Annotated in this window: 19 protein-coding genes; 15 read left to right on the plus strand and 4 right to left on the minus strand. The window is 40.5% G+C overall.

Features of this window, described 5'->3' with window-relative positions; translation table 11 throughout:
* Positions 1-137 precede the first annotated feature (137 nt).
* The 9 genes from dxs to ACB088_RS18305 all read left to right on the plus strand — a co-directional run bounded on the left by dxs (position 138) and on the right by ACB088_RS18305 (position 9,036).
* A complete protein-coding gene (dxs, locus tag ACB088_RS18265) occupies positions 138-2,042 on the plus strand; it encodes a 1-deoxy-D-xylulose-5-phosphate synthase (protein ID WP_375037649.1) in 1,905 nt (634 codons plus the stop codon).
* 118 nt (positions 2,043-2,160) lie between these two features.
* The gene (locus ACB088_RS18270; protein WP_003653693.1) at positions 2,161-2,991 is read left to right on the plus strand and encodes an inositol monophosphatase family protein; all 831 of its coding nucleotides are present in this window, start codon (positions 2,161-2,163) and stop codon (positions 2,989-2,991) included.
* Between the two features lie 406 nt (positions 2,992-3,397).
* Positions 3,398-5,383: a DEAD/DEAH box helicase gene (locus ACB088_RS18275; protein ID WP_132070377.1), complete on the plus strand. Its 1,986-nt coding sequence runs from the start codon at positions 3,398-3,400 to the stop codon at positions 5,381-5,383.
* A 108-nt stretch (positions 5,384-5,491) separates the two neighbouring features.
* Positions 5,492-5,701, plus strand: coding sequence for a hypothetical protein (locus tag ACB088_RS18280; protein ID WP_375037650.1), 210 nt, complete (start codon positions 5,492-5,494; stop codon positions 5,699-5,701).
* Positions 5,702-5,791: 90 nt separating this feature from the next.
* A complete protein-coding gene (locus tag ACB088_RS18285) occupies positions 5,792-6,610 on the plus strand; it encodes an ABC transporter ATP-binding protein (protein ID WP_092710406.1) in 819 nt (272 codons plus the stop codon).
* Positions 6,607-7,386, plus strand: a complete 780-nt coding sequence (mlaE, locus tag ACB088_RS18290; protein WP_005038455.1) for a lipid asymmetry maintenance ABC transporter permease subunit MlaE — start codon at positions 6,607-6,609, stop codon at positions 7,384-7,386. Before ACB088_RS18285 ends, mlaE begins: the two co-directional genes overlap by 4 nt.
* Positions 7,386-8,069 carry an outer membrane lipid asymmetry maintenance protein MlaD gene (locus ACB088_RS18295; RefSeq protein WP_198078130.1) on the plus strand — a complete coding sequence of 228 codons (684 nt, stop codon included), beginning with the start codon at positions 7,386-7,388 and terminating at the stop codon, positions 8,067-8,069. Before mlaE ends, ACB088_RS18295 begins: the two co-directional genes overlap by 1 nt.
* A 26-nt stretch (positions 8,070-8,095) precedes the next feature.
* Entirely contained in the window at positions 8,096-8,737 is a 642-nt protein-coding gene (locus ACB088_RS18300; protein ID WP_005038459.1) for a phospholipid-binding protein MlaC, read from the plus strand.
* A gap of 11 nt (positions 8,738-8,748) precedes the next feature.
* Positions 8,749-9,036, plus strand: coding sequence for a lipid asymmetry maintenance protein MlaB (locus tag ACB088_RS18305; RefSeq protein WP_003653685.1), 288 nt, complete (start codon positions 8,749-8,751; stop codon positions 9,034-9,036).
* Between the two features lie 72 nt (positions 9,037-9,108).
* Here ACB088_RS18305 and ACB088_RS18310 read toward each other — a convergent pair whose 3' ends face one another.
* The gene (locus ACB088_RS18310; protein WP_004639553.1) at positions 9,109-10,122 is read right to left on the minus strand and encodes a magnesium and cobalt transport protein CorA; all 1,014 of its coding nucleotides are present in this window, start codon (positions 10,120-10,122) and stop codon (positions 9,109-9,111) included.
* A gap of 158 nt (positions 10,123-10,280) precedes the next feature.
* On the opposite strand from ACB088_RS18310, the gene ACB088_RS18315 reads away from it, so the two are divergent.
* On the plus strand, positions 10,281-10,862 hold the full coding sequence (locus ACB088_RS18315; RefSeq protein WP_375037651.1) for a TIGR00730 family Rossman fold protein: 582 nt from the start codon (positions 10,281-10,283) through the stop codon (positions 10,860-10,862).
* A gap of 13 nt (positions 10,863-10,875) precedes the next feature.
* Positions 10,876-11,274: an NUDIX domain-containing protein gene (locus ACB088_RS18320; RefSeq protein ID WP_133747466.1), complete on the plus strand. Its 399-nt coding sequence runs from the start codon at positions 10,876-10,878 to the stop codon at positions 11,272-11,274.
* 5 nt (positions 11,275-11,279) lie between these two features.
* Here the strand turns inward: ACB088_RS18320 and ACB088_RS18325 are convergent, their stop codons facing one another.
* Together ACB088_RS18325 and recG are read right to left on the minus strand one after the other, a co-directional pair.
* Positions 11,280-11,909 (minus strand): ComF family protein, encoded by a 630-nt coding sequence (locus ACB088_RS18325; RefSeq protein ID WP_375038825.1) that lies wholly within the window; start codon positions 11,907-11,909, stop codon positions 11,280-11,282.
* Complete coding sequence (gene recG, locus ACB088_RS18330; RefSeq protein WP_375037652.1) at positions 11,902-13,947, minus strand: ATP-dependent DNA helicase RecG; 2,046 nt, start codon at positions 13,945-13,947, stop codon at positions 11,902-11,904. The genes ACB088_RS18325 and recG overlap by 8 nt, the downstream gene beginning before the upstream one ends.
* A 20-nt stretch (positions 13,948-13,967) precedes the next feature.
* On the opposite strand from recG, the gene ACB088_RS18335 reads away from it, so the two are divergent.
* Together ACB088_RS18335 and ACB088_RS18340 are read left to right on the plus strand one after the other, a co-directional pair.
* Positions 13,968-14,783 carry an SDR family NAD(P)-dependent oxidoreductase gene (locus tag ACB088_RS18335; RefSeq protein WP_375037653.1) on the plus strand — a complete coding sequence of 272 codons (816 nt, stop codon included), beginning with the start codon at positions 13,968-13,970 and terminating at the stop codon, positions 14,781-14,783.
* 79 nt (positions 14,784-14,862) lie between these two features.
* Positions 14,863-15,846 carry a putative solute-binding protein gene (locus ACB088_RS18340; protein ID WP_375037654.1) on the plus strand — a complete coding sequence of 328 codons (984 nt, stop codon included), beginning with the start codon at positions 14,863-14,865 and terminating at the stop codon, positions 15,844-15,846.
* Between the two features lie 46 nt (positions 15,847-15,892).
* Here the strand turns inward: ACB088_RS18340 and plsB are convergent, their stop codons facing one another.
* Positions 15,893-18,457, minus strand: a complete 2,565-nt coding sequence (gene plsB, locus ACB088_RS18345; RefSeq protein WP_045433169.1) for a glycerol-3-phosphate 1-O-acyltransferase PlsB — start codon at positions 18,455-18,457, stop codon at positions 15,893-15,895.
* 277 nt (positions 18,458-18,734) lie between these two features.
* Between plsB and ACB088_RS18350 the strand changes: the two genes are divergently transcribed.
* On the plus strand, positions 18,735-19,607 hold the full coding sequence (locus ACB088_RS18350) for an acyl-CoA thioesterase II (protein ID WP_092710363.1): 873 nt from the start codon (positions 18,735-18,737) through the stop codon (positions 19,605-19,607).
* A 109-nt stretch (positions 19,608-19,716) separates the two neighbouring features.
* Positions 19,717-20,982, plus strand: a complete 1,266-nt coding sequence (locus ACB088_RS18355; protein WP_009388008.1) for a dicarboxylate/amino acid:cation symporter — start codon at positions 19,717-19,719, stop codon at positions 20,980-20,982.
* The last annotated feature ends 48 nt before the right edge of the window (positions 20,983-21,030 follow it).

Raw genomic sequence — 21,030 nt, forward strand, 5'->3', positions numbered from 1 at the left:
CCCATGATGTATGAGAGACTGCTTTGCATGACCTCGTTCGCAAATGTGGCTGATTGAAGGTGACTTCATTCGATTGTATGATCGACCCATTTTGACCCAGCTTAGGATTTGCCAGGCTTATAAAGGCTTTGCCACATATGTTGTATACCGAAATTCCAACTCAACGCCCTGTTACGCCATTGTTAGATGCAATTGATCATCCTCAACAATTACGTCAGCTCGAGCATAGCCAATTGGTTCAAGTGGCTGATGAGTTGCGTCAATATATTTTATATGCAGCAGGCCAGAGTGGTGGCCATTTCGGTGCTAATCTCGGCGTGGTTGAGCTGACGGTTGCGCTGCATTATTGCTTTAATACTCCAAATGACCGATTAGTTTGGGATGTAGGACATCAGGCCTATCCGCACAAAGTCCTGACAGGTCGTCGTGAACAAATGACGACGATTCGTTCTAAAAATGGTTTAGCAGCATTTCCAGCTAGAGAAGAATCAGTTTTCGATACATTCGGTGTAGGACATTCATCAACAGCAATTTCAGCTGGTTTAGGAATGTCGTTAGCACGTCGTTATCAAAACGACCCATGTGAAGTAGTTTGTATTGTAGGTGATGGTGCAATGACAGCGGGTATGGCATTTGAAGCCATGAACGATGCTGTTGCACATAATGCCGATTTAATTGTTGTGCTCAATGACAATGACATGTCAATTTCTTGTAGTACAGGTGGCTTTGCTAAACATTTGGCTGCAATTTGGGAAAAAGGTCATTTAGTTAACGTTAATGAAGATGGCGAAGCGTATATACAGCCACATCCAAAATGGACTTATAACTCTCGTTTGCATCAATCAGCAACAGACGCAGCCGATAATTTATTTAAAGCAATTGGTTTTGATTACTTTGGTCCATTTGATGGCCATGACGTAAATCAACTGGCGCAAGTATTTTATGCTCTAAAGAAGCGTAAAGGTCCACGTTTAGTACACGTCTATACTAAAAAAGGTAAAGGTTTTACTCCTGCAGAAGCGGATCCGATTACCTATCATGCAATTAGCAAAATTAATGCAACCTCAGCAGGTAAAACACCACCTAAATATTCTGATGTATTTGGTCAGTGGTTATGTGATGAGGCGGCGCAAGATGAGCGTCTACTCGCGATTACACCTGCAATGTGTGAAGGCTCAGGCATGGTTCAGTTTGCTAAAGAATTCCCACAGAGATTCTTTGATGTTGCGATTGCTGAACAGCATGCTGTAACACTTGCAGCAGGAATGGCTTGTGAAGGCTTAAAACCTGTTGTTGCAATCTATTCGACGTTCTTGCAGCGTGGTTACGATCAGTTTATTCATGATGTTGCATTACAAAACCTTGATGTGACTTTCGGGATTGACCGTGCTGGTTTGGTTGGTGAAGATGGTCCAACTCATGCAGGTGCATATGATTATGCATACATGCGTACAGTTCCAAACATAGTCATCATGGCGCCAAAAGATGAAAATGAATGTCGTCAGATGCTTCATACAGCCTATGTCTATAATGGACCCGCTGCGGTACGTTACCCACGTGGTGCTGGTGTAGGTGTTGAAATTCAGCAAGAGTTGACCACTATTGAATTAGGGAAAGCTGAAATCGTTGCTGAAATAAAGACTAGCTGTGAAGAGCAGATTACAATTTTGGCATTTGGTAGCAGAGTGATGGTTGCTATAGAGGCTGCTGAACAATTTGCACAAAAACATGACGTGGGTGTGCGTGTTGTAAATATGAGGTTTGTGAAACCGCTTGATGAAAAAATGATTCGTGATTTAGCTGAAAATACTCATTTATTTGTTACAGTTGAAGAGCATGCCGTTATGGGCGGTGCAGGTAGCGCTGTCAATGAGTTTATGGCGCAAGAACAAATTGTGAAACCTATCATTAATTTAGGATTGCCAGATTTGTTCATACAACAGGCTTCACACGGACAAATGTTACAAGACTGCGGGTTGGATGCTAAAGGTATTTTGAGCTCAATTGAGAGAGTTTGGCTTAAGCTCAATCAGGTGGTTTAGGCCTCCAATAAAATTTTTGAAACATTTTCCCCCTAAAAGCGCATATATTTGCTAAAATATCTGCGCTTTTATGCATTATTCTTTGTCAAAATCTTCAAATTTGTCTAGTGGGTGTTCAATGGAACCTATGGTGGTTATGGCTGCGCGTGCGGCTCAAACAGTTGGTCAAGAGCTTTTAAAAGCGCATCAAAATCGTCATAAACTCGATTTACAAGTTGAAGAGAAAGGCATTGATGGCCCAGTAACACGTGTAGATCGTTATTTAGAACAATTAGCGATTGATACGTTACGTAAAAGTTATAAAAACCATAGCTTCTTAGGTGAAGAGTTTGGTTTGCAAGAAGGCAAAGGCCATGATGCAGAGTGGTGCTGGGTAATTGACCCGCTTGATGGCACACAAAACTTTATTAATGGTTTCCCTCATTTCTGTATTTCTATTGCAGTTCAACATAAAGGTGTTACTCAACACGGCGTAATCTACGATCCAGTACGTGATGAGTTGTTCTCTGCTAGCCGTGGTCGCGGTGCAGTTATGAATCAACGCCGTATTCGTGTAAATGTAAAAGATAGTTTAGAAAATACATTCTTGGCAGTAGGCCATCCTTACCGCGCTAAACGTGCTGGCGAAATCGTATCTTATGCAGAGCAGCATTTCGCATCGTTATTAGCGGTTACTCAAGCAGGTGCACAAATCCGCCGTGGCGGTTCAGCTGCTCTAGATTTAGCATATGTAGCTGCTGGTCGTTTTGATGGTTTCTTTGAGCTTGGTTTAAAGCCATGGGATATTGCTGCTGGTGAACTTATTCTTAAAGAAGCAGGTGGTGTAGTTGTTGACGCGCGTGGTGGCAATAACTCATTTGAAAATGGTCAAGTACTTGCATGTTCGCTTAAGTTATTAAAACCTTTAATGCAAACAGTTGTTCCAGCTTGGGATAAAGCTGCAAAATAATTTAGCGTATTATAAATAAAACCCTCTTTAATCAGAGGGTTTTGTGTTTTAAATAAAGAGTAAAATTAAATTAATTCAAGAAATATAGATAAAGTTGATTAAAACAGGTGACTTTTAATTTATTTCTGCTATAATCCGCCAACGCACTTAAATTTCCGTTCATTACCTGAACATTCTGTTCTATTCATTGTAAGCGCACGCCGTCCATAGAGAGGACCATTTCTTGCGCCCCGATCGCTCAGCGATTCTTCAGGTTCGGCCGTAATCAAGCATGCGTTTAGTCCACATCGTCGTTACTCGGATTGCTGCTGAATAAAAGCTTTCAGCTAATTTTGCTTTGCCGCTTTTTGCCGATGTCTATTTTGTATTTATTAAAAATGGAGCACCCACAAGGGTGAAACTCTCTATGAGCAAATCTTTTGCCGAATTTTCTTTGCATGAAACCTTACAACAAGCGCTTGAAGGTTTAGGTTTTACTACCCCGACTGCTGTACAAGAACAAGCAATTCCTGCTGCTTTAGAAGGTAAAGACCTTCTCGTATCAAGCCAAACTGGTTCTGGTAAAACTGCAGCATTCTTACTCCCAACATTAAATGCTTTAGCTGGTCAAGAGTCTGTTGTACCGTTCAAAGACCGTATGAAAGCAGTGACTCAACCGAATATCTTGGTAATTTCACCAACTCGTGAATTGGCACAGCAAGTAAGTCAAGATGCAATTGCACTTGTACGTCACATGAAAGGTGTTCGTATTGCTGCCATTATGGGCGGTATGCCATTTGCAAAACAAATTCAACAATTAAAAGGCGCGCAAGTTGTTGTTGCAACACCTGGTCGTTTACTTGACTTGGTGAATCGTCGTCAAATTAAATTAGATCAAGTAGATGCTTTAATCGTTGATGAAGCGGACCGTATGCTTGACCTAGGTTTCTCTGAAGACTTAGAAGCAATTAGCGAATTAGCAGCTAACCGTAAACAAACATTAATGTTCTCTGCAACATTTGCTGATCGTATCATTCGTCTTGCATCATGCATGATGAAAGATCCTATGCGTATCGCAATTGAAACAGGTCATTCAACCAATACAGATATTACGCAAACATTGCATTGGACTGATGGCTTCGAACATAAGAAAAAATTACTTACTCATTGGTTAAGTGATGAAAACTTAGATCAAGCTGTTGTTTTTGCTAGCACGCAAGAAGATACAGATATGTTGGCAGAAGAACTTGCTGAAGCAGGTCATTCTGTTGTTGCACTTCATGGTGCAATGCCACAAACAGTTCGTAACCGTCGTTTACGTAGTATTCGTGAAGGTCGTGCAAAAATCCTAGTTGCAACTGACGTTGCTGCTCGTGGTCTTGACGTTCCGACTATTTCTCACGTAATTAACTTCGGTCTTCCGATGAAGCATGAAGATTATGTACACCGTATTGGTCGTACTGGTCGTGCTGGTCGTACTGGTCAAGCAATTACTTTAGCGACTTATCGTGAACGCGGTAAGATTCGTGCACTTGAAGAATATTTAGAAGCACGTTTGAGTGTTTCTGAAATTGAAGGCTTAGAGCCATCTCCACCTCCTGCTCGTTCAGGTCGTGATGGCGGTGGTCGTGGCCGTAGTGGTAATGGCGGCGGTGGTCGTGATGGTCGTCGTAGTGGCGGCGGTGGTTTTGGTGGTGGTCGTCGTTTTGAAGGCGAAAGCAACTTTAAACGCCGTGAAGGTGGTCGTGATGACCGTCCACGTCGTAGCTTCGATGATAAACCACGTGGTGAACGCCCAGCGTTCGGCGGTGAAGATCGTCCGCGTCGCGAGTTCAATTCAGACCGTCCACGTCGTGAAGGTGGTTTTGAAGATCGTCCACGTCGTGAGTTCACTTCAGATCGTCCACGTCGCGAAGGTGGTTTCAATGATAAACCGCGTTTTGAATCGAATGATGACAACCGTGGTAATCGCGTAGATTATAAACCACGTCGCGAAGCTGGTTTTGGTGACCGTCCAAAACGTAGCTTTGGTGGTGAAGATCGTCCACGTCGTAGCTTCGATGATAAACCACGCGGTGAGCGTCCAGCGTTCGGTGGTGAAGATCGCCCACGTCGTAGTTTCGATGACAAACCACGTGGTGAGCGTCCAGCGTTCGGCGGTGGTGATGATCGTCCAAAACGTAGCTTTGGTGGTGAAGATCGTCCGCGTCGTAGCTTCGATGATAAACCACGCGGTGAGCGTCCAGCGTTTGGCGGTGAAGATCGTCCGCGTCGTAGTTTTGATGACAAACCACGTGGTGAACGTCCAGCGTTCGGCGGCGGTGATGATCGTCCAAAACGTAGCTTTGGTGGTGAAGATCGTCCGCGTCGTAGCTTCGATGATAAACCACCGCGTCGTAAATTCGACCGCTAATCAATATTTAGTTTGAAAAAAAAGGCCAGTAAAAATACTGGCCTTTTTTATTTTTCAGTTTTGTTATAAACTAACAAAATGTGAATTGGTTCAATTTTTTATTAAATAATGCGTAAAATTAAGCGAAAAGAAACAATAATGGCACAATTGAAGAACCTTTTGGTTCAGCATGGCTTGCCTTATCTCTTTATTGCACTCGTTTTGTGTAATGGGGTTTACTTCGCCTACGCTTTTACAAATGGAAGTTCTGTTGAGCAATTCCAAGCTTCTGAATTGACCTCTTTTTACGAACATACCTCTTCTATTTCTATAAAATAAGTTAGATTTGCTTTTGTTAAAATTACAACAAGTTTGCTAATTTTCAGTGTTATAGTATGCGTGCATAAAAGTGCAGGAACGATTGCCATTATGAATAATAAAACTCCTCTCTCGACTCAACCACTTATTGAAGTGAAAAACTTGAGTTTTAATCGAGGGGAACGCGTCATTTATGACAATATTAGTTTAAATATACGTCGAGGCCAGATTACGGCCATTATGGGACCTTCTGGTACAGGTAAAACAACTTTATTACGTCTGATTGGTGGACAGCTCGTTCCAGATCAGGGGGAAGTTTTACTCGATACAAAAGATATTGCCAAAATGTCTCGTCAGGAACTTTTTTCTGCCCGTGCACGTATGGGAATGTTATTTCAGAGTGGAGCTTTATTTACGGATATGTCCGTTTATGAAAATGTGGCGTTTCCAATTCGAGCGCATACTAAGCTTCCTGAAAATCTCATTGCTGAACTGGTTGCGTTAAAACTTGAATCAGTGGGTCTACGTGGTTCTGAACAATTAATGCCGACAGAACTTTCAGGTGGTATGAATCGTCGTGTAGCATTGGCTCGCGCGATTGCACTTGATCCCGATTTAATCATGTACGATGAACCTTTTGCTGGTCAAGACCCAATTGTGAAAGGTGTTTTGACGCGTTTAATTCGTTCACTACGTGAAGCGTTAGATTTAACAACAATTATTGTTTCGCATGATGTTGCAGAAACATTATCGATTGCTGACTACATCTATGTGGTAGCTGAAGGAAAAATTCAGGGAGAGGGTACACCTGAAGAGTTGCAAAAACATGCTTCTCCATTTGTACACCAATTCTTAACAGGTTCGGCAGAAGGACCAGTTGAATACCAGTTTAGTCCTCAAGCCTATTTAAATAACGAGGTTCGTCCATGAATACGATTGCCTGGTTAGGTAGACTCGTTATTGAGCGGATTCGAGGCATTGGTGCTGCGGCACATATGCTCTTGCAGATTATTTTTTCATTTCCTACCAAGGGTGGTTTTGGTCGTTTTGGTTACCAAATGCACCGCGTAGGTGTGATGTCCTTACTTATTATTACCGTTTCTGGTTTGTTTATTGGTGCGGTTCTTGGCTTGCAGATGTATAGCATTTTGGTTACTTTCGGTGCTGAGTCGATGTTGGGTACAGCGATTTCGTTAACCCTACTCCGTGAGCTTGCTTCTGTAGTTGCTGCATTGCTATTTGCAGGACGGGCCGGTTCTGCATTGACTGCCGAAATTGGTTCAATGAAGCAAAGCGAACAGCTTGCCAGTATGGAAATGATCGGGGTTGACCCTTTAAAGCAAATCGTATCACCACGTCTTTGGGCAGGTATAGTCAGTTTGCCAATGTTAACTGTGATATTTGCTGCGATTGGTATTATTGGTGGCAAGATGGTCGGTGTTGACTTTTTGGGTGCTGATGAAGGCTCCTTCTGGAGTGGTATGCAAAATACAGTGCGTTTCTGGCATGACATTTTCAATGGCACGATTATTAAAAGTATTGTTTTTGCTTTGATTTGTACATGGGTCGCTGTTTATCAAGGCTATGCCTGTGATCCGACACCAGAAGGAATCGCAACTGCCATGACGAGAACAGTTGTATATTCTTCATTATGTGTTTTAGGTTTTGATTTCGTGTTGACTGCGGTCATGTTCGGAGGGATTTAATGAAATCACGTAGTAGTGAACTGGCCGTTGGTATCTTTGTTATTATCTTCGGTATTGCGTTGTTTTTTTTAGCGATGAAAGTCAGTGGTCTTGTCGGTACGAACTTAAGTGATAGTTATACCATGAAGGCTCAGTTTGATAACGTCAATGGTCTAAAGCCTCGTGCTAAAGTAACAATGAGTGGTGTTACAATTGGTCGTGTTGATTCAATTACGCTTGATCCGGTTACGCGTTTGGCTACCGTAACATTTGGTTTAGATGGAAAATTGACAAGTTTCAATCCTGAACAATTAAAAGAAGTTCAGAAAAATGCACTGGAAGAGTTACGTTATAGCTCAGATTATACGCAGGCTTCTCCAGCGCAACAAAAAACAATGGAACAGCAACTGACCAGTAACATGACCTCCATCACCAGTATTGATGAAGATGCTTATATAATGGTAGCAACGAATGGTTTGTTGGGTGAGAAATATTTGAAAGTTGTACCTGGCGGTGGTGTGAACTACCTGAAACGAGGTGACACGATTTCAAACACTCAAGGAACTATGGATTTAGAAGATTTAATTAGTAAATTTATTACTGGTGGCGGGGCTGGTAAAGTTGCTGCCAGTTCAGGCTCAACAGAAGCGAGTGCTCCTGCAAGCACTGATAAAGATAGTGCACAAGCCTCATTTGTTGAGTAAAAGATTATTTGAAGGAGTGGTTCCTGGTGAATACGTTGTTTAAACAAACCCTGACAGCAAGTCTTTTGTCTACCATGATTGCAGGTACAGCTTTTGCTGCGCCTTCAGAAGCACCACCTGATTTTATCAAGCGTGTTGCTGATGGTTTGATTGCTCGTTTAAAAGCTGATCATGCTAAATTGCAAGCAAATCCTGCTTTAGTGAAGGCTATCGTACGTCAGAATTTAGACCCGTATGTTGATTCACAAGCATTTACACGTATTGTAATGGGTACTTATGCGACCAATCAGTATAGTACAGCTGCACAACGTGCTCAGTTTGAAACAAACTTCCGTAATACGTTAATTGAAAATTACGGTAGTGCATTTGCTAAGTATACGAACCAAAGCTATACAATGCGTCCTTATAAAGCAACTGCGGGTAAAAATCCTGTAGTGACATTGGACTTTAATCACAATGGTGAAAAAATTCCTGTGTCTTTCCAGTTAGCTGATAAAGGTACTCAGTGGAAAATCCGTAATATCAATGTTTCTGGTATTGATTTAGGATTGCAGTTCCGTAACCAGTTTGCTGCAACTGTGAAGCGTAATGGCGGCGATTTAAATAAAGCAATTGCAACCTTTCAACCGGATGCAGACGCTGCTGTTAATCAGAACAAACAGAAATAAGTAGGTGAATAGTGGTTCAGTATCTCAACCAACAATTGGTTGTTTCGGGAAAAATTGATTTTGAAAATGCCGAACAACAGTATAAAGCTGGGTTAGATATCATTAAGAAGCAACAAAGCTTTCCTTTAGTGGTAGATTTAACACAGCTTGAGCATGGTAGTACTTTGGCATTGGCTGTTTTAGTTCAATGGTTACGTGTTACTCCGCAGAATACTGGTTTACATTTTAAAAATGTACCCGAAAAAATGCTGAAGATTATTCAAGCCTGCCATTTGCAGGAAGATCTACATCTGATTTGATCTGTAAAATATAAAAAAGCACCTAAATATAGGTGCTTTTTTATGCTTGGAATTAGCATTTTATTACAAAGCTTATATCCATTTTTTCCAGCGGAAGTAAATAATAGGACCAATAAAGAAGCCCATAATAATGAGTAAAACAATAAAGAAACTAGTCGTACCATGTGCAAAAGGTAGCACATCTGTGTTCATACCATAGATACTGGCAATGAGCATCGGAGGAGCTAACATACTTGGTAAAATCGAGAATCGACGGATCGTGTCATTCTGCTCGGTATTAATGAATCCAGACGTTGTATCAAGCAAGAATCGTACTTTTTGGAATAAGAAGGCATCATGTTCTACGAGTGAGCGAACATCTTCACTGAGTTCTCGAATATCCGCATCATAAATATGGCTGCCTAATGCGCGTGGACGTGATAAAAAAGTAAGTACACGTCGCAAATCAATTAAACAGAGCTGCGCTTTTCCTAGCATATCTTCTTGTTGAGCTAGTCGCGTAATCATGTCGTCAAGATCTAGAATTTGTTCACGCTGGTGGTTATTTAGAACTTCAGTAGAGTATTTTTCTAAATCTTTGTGGATATCTTCCAAGATATCCGCAAGCTCATCGAGTTTTGCCTCAAGAAGGCCTAATAAAATCCATGTTGGATCTTTATAGTCCATGTCATAGTCATTTCGACGGGCACGTGCACGGAAGGCACGAAAGGCAACTAATTTTTCTCCCCGCATCGTAAAGAGACGGTCTTTATGTAAGATAAATGCAACCGTTTGCACCATCGCTAAAATGTGTGATGAATCTTCTGCATCACCATCAACTTGATAATTTTTATTTTTCGTTAAAAAATAGGTGCTGATATGCAAAATACCGTCATCATCACGGTAAAATCGTGCTGAGGATGAAATATCTTCAAGCGACTTTAGTGTGGGTAAGTTTTGATCATAGGCATCTAAGACCCATTGTTGCTCTTCTTGCGAGGGGGCAATAAGATCAAGCCAGACTAATTCGGGATGTAGATCAAATCCACCATTGATGGTGGCATCTTCCAGACTTCCGCGTTCTGTGGCATAAAAGGCTTCAAGCATGTGTCTTTTTTCCTCACGCAGTCTGATGGAAATGGATGGGTGTATTTTAGACAAGGATTTGCCGAAAAACACTTGCTAATACGCTATTTTGCAAAAAAAAACTTTATCGATAGTTTAGTTTGTCAGCATGACAGTTCAATAAAACGGTTTTTTACACTATGAATTCAATTTGTATTTTCTGTGGTTCATCTCTTGGTTCAAACCAAATTTTCCAACAAGTTGCCCAAATTACAGGCGAGGCTATTGCAAAACAAGGTAAGACCTTGGTTTATGGTGGTGGTCGCTCAGGTTTGATGGGCGTTGTCGCTGATAGTGCCTTACGGGCAGGTGGACAAGTCATTGGAGTAATACCTCGTGCTTTGGTCGATCGTGAGTTAGCTCATCCGGGCTTAACCAAATTATATGTTGTCGAAAATATGCATGAGCGTAAGACCAAAATGGCAGATCTTTCCGATGGCTTTATTGCTTTACCAGGCGGTGCGGGTACATTGGAAGAAATCTTTGAACAATGGACGTGGGCGCAATTAGGTATTCATCAAAAGCCATGTGCTTTCTTAAATGTAGCTGGCTTTTATGAAGATTTACTTAAAATGATTCAAGGAACGGTAGATAATGGATTTAGCCAAGCACGGTTCGTTGATAAATTGATCGCATCAGACAAAATCGAAGATATTCTTCAACAATTTGAACAATATCAGGCTCCTGCTCCAAAATGGGCAAATGCTGATGTACAGCCATAAAGAGGTTAAATAGGTGAAAACAATTACGGTCGCTGCTGCAGTGATCTTGAACGAGCAAAATCAGTTATTGCTCGTAAGAAAGCGTAATACCCATGCTTTTATGCAAGTGGGTGGTAAGCTGGAACCTAATGAGGCGCCAGAGATCACAATGCAGCGAGAAATTTTAGAAGAAGTTGGAAGTTCTTGTGTAATTGAGCAATTTCTTGGTCGTTTTGAAACAGCAGCGGCGAATGAACCAGATCATATTCTGGTCAGTCATTTATATCTTGTTCAACTCGATCAGGCTCCTAAAATTGCTGCCGAAATTGCAGAAATGAAATGGGTGGATTTAAATGATTCAGAAACACACCTCGCACCATTAACCCGTGAAATTGTTATTCCTTGGTGTGAGCAGCATTTATCTATAGTTTAATCATCTTAGTTCGTTAAAGTTGCCGCTAAACAAGCGGCATGAATGGTTGTACATCCTAGTTGCTTTAATACCTGATTAAGGGCGTAAATTGAACTTCCAGTGGTAACGACATCATCAATAACGAACACACGGCGATAACGCCGTTTTTCTTGAGTAAATGCAATAAATTGTTGCTCAATGTTCTCAAAGCGTTCCAGTCGAGAAAGCCCTTTTTGCGAATGCTCAGCAAGGCGTTGCACTGGCTGCCAAACAGGTATTTTTAATTGCTTGCTTAAGATATTTGCGAGCAATAGTGACTGATTAAAACCACGTTCAATTAAGCGTTGATTCGAAATCGGCATGGGTACAATCGCCTGTACCTTAGGAAATTTGAGTTGTTGTAAAATTTCACCTAATAAGATTTGATAATGTAATTTTTGTTCATATTTAAACTGCTGAATGATCCGATTGATTGGATATGCATAATCACAGGCCACAAGAACGGTTTGATCATTACGTTGAATTATTTGTTTAAGCCATGGTAACTGTTCCCAACAGTCCTTACAGAGCGAATCTTTTTCTCGCACACCTGACTCACACAACAAGCAAGGTGAGAGTGAGTGGATAAGATGCTGCGGATTTAAGAAACTAAACATATGCATAACGAGGCGCTTCTGGAAGCCAACGTTTTAATAGCGCATCTGCTTGTTCTGGATAATCTTTTAACACTTGCTGAGCTACATAATGAGCTTGACTCAGTAAGTGGTCATCTCGCTCTAGACGAGCAACTCTAAATCCCATATCTCCAGTTTGTTTAGTACCTAGTAATTCACCCGGCCCGCGTAACTCAAGATCTTTTTCTGCAATCACAAAGCCATCATTACTTTCTCTTAAAATAGAAAGTCTCTCTTGGCCATTTTGTGAAAGAGGTGTTTTATATAAAAGTACGCAAAAGCTGGCCTGAGCGCCTCGACCTACACGACCGCGTAATTGGTGTAACTGAGAAAGCCCCAGACGTTCAGCATTTTCAATGACCATAATAGAAGAGTTAGGAACATCCACTCCAACTTCAATGACCGTGGTTGCAATAAGAAGCTGTAATTCATTATTTTTGAATGCTTGCATGACTGCTTGTTTTTCGTCAGCTTTCATTTTGCCATGCACCAAACCGATATTGAGCTCTGGAAAGCGTTCTTTCATTTCTTGATAAGTTGCCTCTGCTGCTTGAGCATCTAAAGTTTCAGACTGTTCAACCAGTGTACACACCCAATATGCTTGTTTTCCATCTCTGCAATTTGAAGCAATTCGTTGGAGTACTTCCTCACGACGATCAAGAGGAATGGTAACTGTTTGAATGGGGGTGCGCCCCGGCGGTAACTCATCAATAATTGATGTGTCTAAATCACCATACGCACTCATTGCCAGTGTTCGTGGAATAGGGGTGGCTGTCATGACGAGTTGGTGTGGAGTGAACTGCTCAGCACCTTTATTACGCAGAGCTAGGCGCTGATCTACGCCAAAACGATGCTGTTCATCAATAATCACTAGACCTAATTTGGCAAATCCAACATTATCTTGAAATAACGCATGTGTACCAATAATAAGTTCAGCATGACCTTCTTTAATTTGTTGCTCTGCTTGTGCGCGAGCTTTACCTTTTTGTTTTCCAGACAACCATGCAACAGTAATGCCTAAGGGTTCAAACCAACGCTTAAAATTTAAATAGTGCTGTTCTGCAAGAATTTCGGTAGGAGCCATCAACGCCACTTGCCAATCAGCTTCTAAAGCATGGCAAGCGGCTACAGCTGCAACCAATGTCTTTCCAGCGCCTACATCGCCTTGTACTAATCGAAGCATTGGTTGGTTCTGTTTCAAATCATTCAAAATTTCTTTAGATACACGTTTTTGTGCATTGGTCATTTGAAAAGGTAAAGCTTCTAATAGTTTTTTGGCTAATATTTTGCTGCTTGAAAAAGCTGGAGACGCGATTTGGCGAATATAAGCACGTCGATTAAGTAGGCTAATTTGATGTGCAACCAATTCTTCAAAAATAAGCCTTTGCTGTGCGGGGTGTGAACCTTGAGCCAATTGAACCATATTGGCATCAACTGGAGGCTCATGAATGTAATACAAAGCCTCTTTAAGCGCATAGCCATTGGTATATTGCTTGGGAAGCAACTCGGGTAAGGCATCACTGTGATGCTTTAAAGCTTGTTTTACATATTCGCGTAATTTCGGTTGAGTCAGCCCATCTGTACTGGGATAGATTGCTGTAAGCTGAGTTTTTGGTAGAGGCGTATGCTCATTAATGAGCTGAATTTCAGGATGATACATCTCAAGGCCGCGCGCGCCTACGCGAACTTCACCAAAAATACGTAAGCGATGACCGGGTTTTATTTTGTCAGTGAGGTTTTTATAAATATGATAAAAGCGTAAGGTCACTTTACCGAATTCATCCTGAACCAAGGCTGCCATAGATTTTCGTTTTCCCTGAGGGAAATCAATTGATCTGACCTCACCTTCGAGTAAATAGCTACGCCCAACCACAAGTTGATTCATTGCAATAATCGTACTGCGGTCTTCATAATCACGTGGCAGATGAAACAGTAAATCATCTGTGGTAAAAATATTTAGTTTTTCGAGCAGGGCTGCTGAAGCCGATCCAACGCCTTGTAACTGATGGACTGAAGTCATGTCCCCTCAACGAGTTTTCTATGCATATATTATTTATCGGTTATGGTAAAACATCTCAGCGTGTTGCTAAACAACTATTTGAGAAAGAACATCAAATTACCACAATCAGCCGTAGTGTAAAAACAGATAGTTACGCAACCCATCTTGTTCAAGATATCTTTAAACTCGATTTAAGTAAAATTGAACCTGTAGATGTTGTATATATTTTACTTTCCCCAAACGAGAGTACGGTTGAGGGCTATCAGCATACTTATGTAGATAGTATTGAACCGATTCGAGAAGCATTAAAACCACATCCGGTACAAAAAATAATCGTAGTCTCTTCTACGCGGGTATATGGTGAAAATGCAGGGGAGATCATTGATGATTTTAGTGAAATTCAGCCAAGCGATGCACAAGGCCATATCTTACGGAATATGGAGTTACTTTGGCAGAAGCATTATCCAAACCAATGTGTAATTGTTCGTCCTACAGGTATTTATGGAACTTCCGTTGCCCGTTTGAAGAAAATGGCTGAAAATAGTCAAAGCTATCCAAATATTCATTATAGTAATCGAATACACATTGAGGATTTAGCAAGCTTTTTAGCCTATATGGCTGACTCTGAAACTGATCAAGCGAGCTATATTGTGACTAATAATCAACCATTGCCGTTGCATGAAATTATATTGTGGTTTCAAAAACAGTTGGGATTGCCCGAGTTAACTTTAGAATCAAACCAAATCTCAGGTAAAAGAATATATGCGAAACATTTGCTTCAAACAGGTTTTCAATTAGAGCACCCAATTTGCTTTAATGACTATTTATTATGTTTAAATGTTCATGGTACAAAATAAAATTTTGATTAAACTTTAAATAAGAATAGAAATACCTGATGAGGCAGTCAAATTGCCGATAAAGATAAAAAGGTTGAAAGTGAAAAAAATTTGTTTAGCTCTTATTTTGAGCGTAACAGCTGTTGCGAGTTGGGCCGAGGATCAGGTGTGGTGTGCATATGATCCGATTGGTTCCCAAGGGGATATCACACGTCGTTTAAATGACATTCGGTTATATGCTCAGCAATATCAAGTCAAATTTAAAGTGGTTACCTATCAAAAAGAACAACAGGCTATACAAGCTTTTGACGAGGGTAAATGTTCAGGTTTAGCGGCATCTAATTTTAATACTTATCGTTATAACCAGTTTATGGGGAGCACCGCAGGTATTGGGCTTATTCCTAATAATCGTACTGCTAAAAGCTTATTGCAGCTTTTGAATCATCCAACAATCGAGAAAAGGTTAATGTCTAAGGACTATGAAGCGGTAGGGATGATTCCTGTTGGTACTGCCTATATGGTTCTAAAAAATAAGAAAATCTCTAGAGTTGCTCAATTAAGAAATCAGCGTATTGGGGTGTTACCAAACAATCCGCCACAACAGGCATTGGTACGAAGTGTGGGTGCTCAGCCAGTTTATGTTGATTTATCTAATGCGATTGTTCAGTTTAAGCAAGACAAAATCGATATTGTTCCCGTCCCAATATATGGACTATTGCCATATAATTTACAAAAAGAATTTGGACCAGATGTCCAAGTCATTAACTTTCCTTTGGCATATTTCGGCGTCAATTTAATTATTAAACCACAAGCTTATCCTGCTAATTTTGGCCGAAAAATTCGAGGGTGGTTTGTTCAAAACAGCCAATTACTGACTAACCGTGCGACCCAGTGGGAAAATCATTTACCTGCTTATTATTGGGTAGATGTCTCTTTTTATGAAAAACAGAGCTATGACGTTATGGTTGCAAAAATACGCAATCAGTACGTACTTTCAGGTTATTACGATGCTTATTTTGTTCAACTTATGAAGCGTCTGCGTTGTATGGATGATCCACGTTATTTTGAATGTCCAAGTCGCTAATAAAATAAAAGGCAACTTTCGTTGCCTTTTATTTTGACTCAAAATCTTAAGATTTTTTACGTTTTAAACGTCGTTTTGCTTGTTGAGATGCCATAGCTTCAAGTGCATCTTTTAACTCTTCGTCGGTAAAGGTCGTGATGTGTTGCAACATTTGTAAGGTTACTTCATCAAGAACCAACTGTGCACCCGCAGCCATTTGACGGAAATTATCATCAAATTCGATTTGGCCTTGGTCATTGGTTCGAATGTAATTTTGCTGTGTAAGTACTTTTAAGAAGCTTTGGAATAAAGCTTTATCGAAGAACTCTGGCGAATTAAATTCATATAGAACAGACAAACGTTGTCCAAGTAAATGACTTAATTCTTCAACCTGTTTAGCAGAAATATTACCCGAACCACGTTGAGTAATTAGTGCAAGCGTCATGTAGTAACGCTCAAGACTTTGCTTAACAGGAGTAGCTAAAACAACAAGTTGATTGTGCTCTTCAGTATTTGGTGCAGAGCTAATCAAGTTACCTTCATCGTCTTGTTGAATCAGTTTCGATTGAACCAATGCATCTGCATATTGCTCAATTTGTTCTTTAAGCTCGCTACTCTTCCATTTAAGGAATAACTCTGCCTTCAAGAATGGATACAGAGTATAGATGACATTGGTTAAATCTGAACGGCTGATTTTTCCATTGTGTTCAACAAGTGATGCAACCAATGACGGTAAAACAAAGGCGTGCAAAATGTTATTACGGAAATAGGTCAGAAGAACAGCTTGATTGTCTTCAATCCCAATAATATCGCCGAGTGCATGCTGAACTCGTTTAATGAGTTTAAGCTTTAAACCATAAGCAATAATTTCTTTACCAGAAAGTGGCGTTACTTCCATACGTTGGTCATATGGGAAGTTTGATGCCAGATTGCGGTAAGCTTCAAGCTGCTTAATACAGATTTCTTCATCAAGCGTATGCTTTGGAGTTGCAAGCAAAATAATAGAAAGTAAAGAGACAGGGTTAATCACCACAGCTCGGTTAATATTTTCTAAAATTGCATGTGCAGAGCTATTTACAGCATCTGAAACTGCTTGAGGAATTGGGTCGTCATTTTTCTCGATATGAACATTTTCTGCATTATGTTGTTTAAGCAGATCATCAAGGAAAACAGGCTCACCAAAGTTCACGTGGACTTTACCGAAAATACGTTCAATTTTTCGTAAGGTTTTCACAATACCAAAAATTGATTCGGCTTCTTTCGGTTTACCTTGCATTTCGCCTACATAGGTTGAGCCTTCCATCAGTCGTTCATAACCAATATAAGTTGGTAAAAAGACGATAGGTTTAGCACGGCCACGTAAATGACTGTGAACTGTCATGGCAAGCATACCAGTCTTAGGCGGTAATAGGCGTCCTGTACGCGAACGTCCACCTTCAATAAAGTATTCAAGAGGGGTGTTGCGTGACAAAATACTATATAAATATTCTTTAAATACCGTTGTATAAAGGCCATTTCCACGGAAAGAGCGGCGAATAAAGAATGCACCGCCTCCACGTAAAAGTTGCCCTACAAATGGTAGATTTAAGTTATCACCGGCAGCAATATACGGAACCATTAAGCCACGTTTATAAATCACATAGGATAATAATAAATAGTCAATGTGACTGCGGTGGCAAGGTGTATAAACCACTTCATAATCTTTTGCCAGTTCACGAACAGTGCTGAAGTTATGCACTTCTACGCCGTCATAAAGCTGGGTCCATAAACGTGTTAAAGCAAGATCGGCAAAGCGGACTGCTGAGTGTGAATAATCAGATACGACTTCATTCACATAACCAATCGCACGACGTTCAGCTTCGAGCATACTAACTTTTCCGCGAATACTTTCACGGCGAATTGCTTCTTGCACATCGCGAGATTTTACAACTGACTGCATGACATTACGGCGATCCGATAAATCGGGGCCTAAGACCACTTCACGTTGACGATCTAAGTAATCATTTAACGTACTTACAATATATGTAGCTGGTGAAAGGTTTGGATAATGCTGTTGTGCATATTCAACCAGTTCACGTAGCGATTGCGGTTCATGAAATTCTAAATAGGATTGGCGGCCATGCAAGCCAATGTTGACCAATTGCTTAACGGTGCTTGGTGTAGCCCATGTATCTGAAAATAAGAGCTTAAACCAAGAATCTTCTTTATCTGGTGTACGGCCCCATAAAACGGTAACCGGAACAAGCTCTATATCCAGTTCAGGATTTTCTTGTAAGACTTCAATTAATTTTAGTAAGCGTGGTGGAAAAGCATGAGGAGGAGGATTCAGTAAATTATTTTCATCATTGTGCTGTAAAAATAAAACCGATGCTTTTTCCTGATGAGTGCCAACAACTAATGGGTCTAACGCAGGTTTTAAATTTAAACGACGCGTTTCTCCATCAACCACCAAAGCATTGCTTCGAGAATGGTTTTGTAAGACATAGCACACCACTTTCTGGCGGTCAGTCTTTGCTTCTGTTTCTGATACTGGTTCAGTAGGAACTTCCCCAAGAACATGTGGTGTTACCACGAGGTCAAGTAGTTTACTCGAAAGCCGACGATACATTTGACCAAACCCACTCTTGGACATAAGAACTCCTACTTCTTAAAGACAAATCCCAGCACCAAATGCGGAGGGTAATTATTTTGAGGCATTTATTGAAAAAAACAATATGCTAATAGCTTATAAATTATAATGCTTTTGGCATATTTTATCGTTAAAAATCGTATTTTTAGCTGTTATATGAGCAATGTTCGTCAGAAGTTGACTGATTGTTCCATGTGCAAATAGTTTTTTATGGCACAATAGATTCTACACATCTGTCTTTTAATACGATTTTTTTACCTGAAATATGAAGGTATCTCTCATGAATGCGTTAACCCAAGAACTTGTCGAGCTTTTGACTTTAGAAAAGCTAGAAGAAAATATTTACCGTGGTATCAGTCGGAATCTGGTCGGTAAACGTGTCTTTGGTGGACAGGTTTTGGGTCAGGCTTTACGTGCAGCATCTTATACAACTGATCGCCCAGCGCATTCTTTACATGCATATTTTTTGTATGGTGGCGATATTAATGCCCCAATTATCTATGAAGTAGACCGTTTACGGGATGGGAAGAGCTTTGTAAGTCGTCAAGTTCGTGCGATTCAGCATGGGCGAGTAATATTTTCAGCGATGGTTTCTTTTGCTAATCCGGAAGAAGGTTTGAACTATCAACATCAAGAACCTGAGTATCCTGCACCAGAAACGCTTAAATCTGAAAATGAGCTGAAACAAGGTATTCTAAACTTTGTACCTGAAAATGTTCGTGCTAGCTTTATGCGCGAGCGTCATGTAGAAATTCGTCCAATTGATCCGGTAAATCCATTTCAGCCGCAACCAGAAGCTCCATATAATGCGCACTATATCCGCACGCATGACCGTATTCCAAAACAATTAGATGATATTGCTTTGCATCAAGCGATTGTTGCCTTTTATTCAGATTTTACTTTAATGACAACGGCTTTAAGACCGCATGGGCTGAGTTATATTTCTCCAAGTTTGCAATGTGCAAGCATTGATCATGCGATTTATTTCCATCGTCCACTGCGTGCGGATGAGTGGATGTTGTATGACATGGAAGCCACAGTGAGCGCGGCTTCACGCGGTTTAAACTTCGGTCGTATGTGGCAAAATGGTCAGCTTGTATGCAGTACAGTACAAGAGGGTTTAATCCGTTTGCGGGAAATTGAAACGCAATAGATTCCTCGAAAAAGCCATCTAACCAGATGGCTTTTTTCTTTTTAATGGGATCGATGTGACAAAAAATTGCTCGAATGAAAAGCAAGCTCATGTCATATTGTAAATAGGTATGCCAACTGAAAAAAATAATGCTGATATGAACTTAAATACACAAATTCTAATTGCCGCCATTTTAGGTTTAGCCTTTGGTTTCCTACTCACAATGTATCCAGACACTGCTTTTGTAAAGCATAGTTTATATGGGCTTGGAATATTAAGTAGTGTTTTTATTGGGCTCCTTAAAATGCTTTTGGTGCCTTTAATTTTTAGTTCGATTGTTGTAGGTGTATCAAATCTACAAGCAGGCGGACAGTTAGGGCCGGTCTGGAAAATCACATTTTTATGCTGTTTAACCACAACGACTTTAGCCTTAATTCTAGGCATCAGTTGTGCTCATTTATTTGAAGTTGGGCGTGGCATAGATATTTCTATTTTCCAGACATCTATGCAAAATTATCAGGCACCAGATAGTTTGAACCCTGCCAGTTTTTTCACTAATTTTATTCAAAATACTTTAATTAACCCATTTAAAGCGTTTAGTGATGGTAACGTTTTAGCTGTCGTAGTCTTTGCTTTATTCGTTGGTGTCGCTTTGGTGCAGGGTGGGGAACGTTTCAAAAGTATTCGTTTATTGAGTCACCAGTTCTTTGAAATGATGATGATGCTGGTTGGCTGGGTCATGAAATTAGCGCCGTTGGGTATTTTTGCTTTGTTAGCAAAGTTAATGGCAACAGAAGATATTTCAGTATTAAGTCGTTTGGCTGAGTTCGCGGTCGTTGTAACAGGCACAACCATTTTTCATGGTGCTGTTGTTTTACCACTACTGCTTTGGATTTTTGGTCGCATGAGTCCTTGGACTTTTTTCAAAGGGACTCGTACAGCACTGATTACTGCATTTGCAACCAGTTCTAGCTCTGCCACTATGCCGCTTAGTATGAAGTGTGCGCAAGAAAACTTAGGCGTACGCCCGCAAACAGCAGGATTTGTTATCCCATTAGGCACACAGTTAAACATGGATGGTACTGCACTATATGAAGCGGCAGCTGCATTGTTTGTGGCAAATTTGGTGGGTCTAGATTTAAACCTGACACAGCAAATTATCGTGTGTTTAACGGCGATGATTGCATCACTTGGTGCGCCAGGAATTCCAAGTGCGGGTATGGTTACCATGATTATGGTTTTACAATCTGTGGGTTTGCCTGCTGAGGCAATTGCAATTTTACTTCCGATTGACCGTTTATTAGATACAGTAAGAACGGTGGTAAATGTGCAGGGTGATATGATGATTAGTGTGGTTGTAGACCGTTATACGAAAGATAAAGATATCAGTGTCTAACTATCTATAGATCAAAAAAAGCAGGATTTTAAATCCTGCTTTTTTATT

The sequence above is a fragment of the Acinetobacter sp. RW6 genome (assembly GCF_041956835.1).
Taxonomy (GTDB): domain Bacteria; phylum Pseudomonadota; class Gammaproteobacteria; order Pseudomonadales; family Moraxellaceae; genus Acinetobacter; species Acinetobacter calcoaceticus.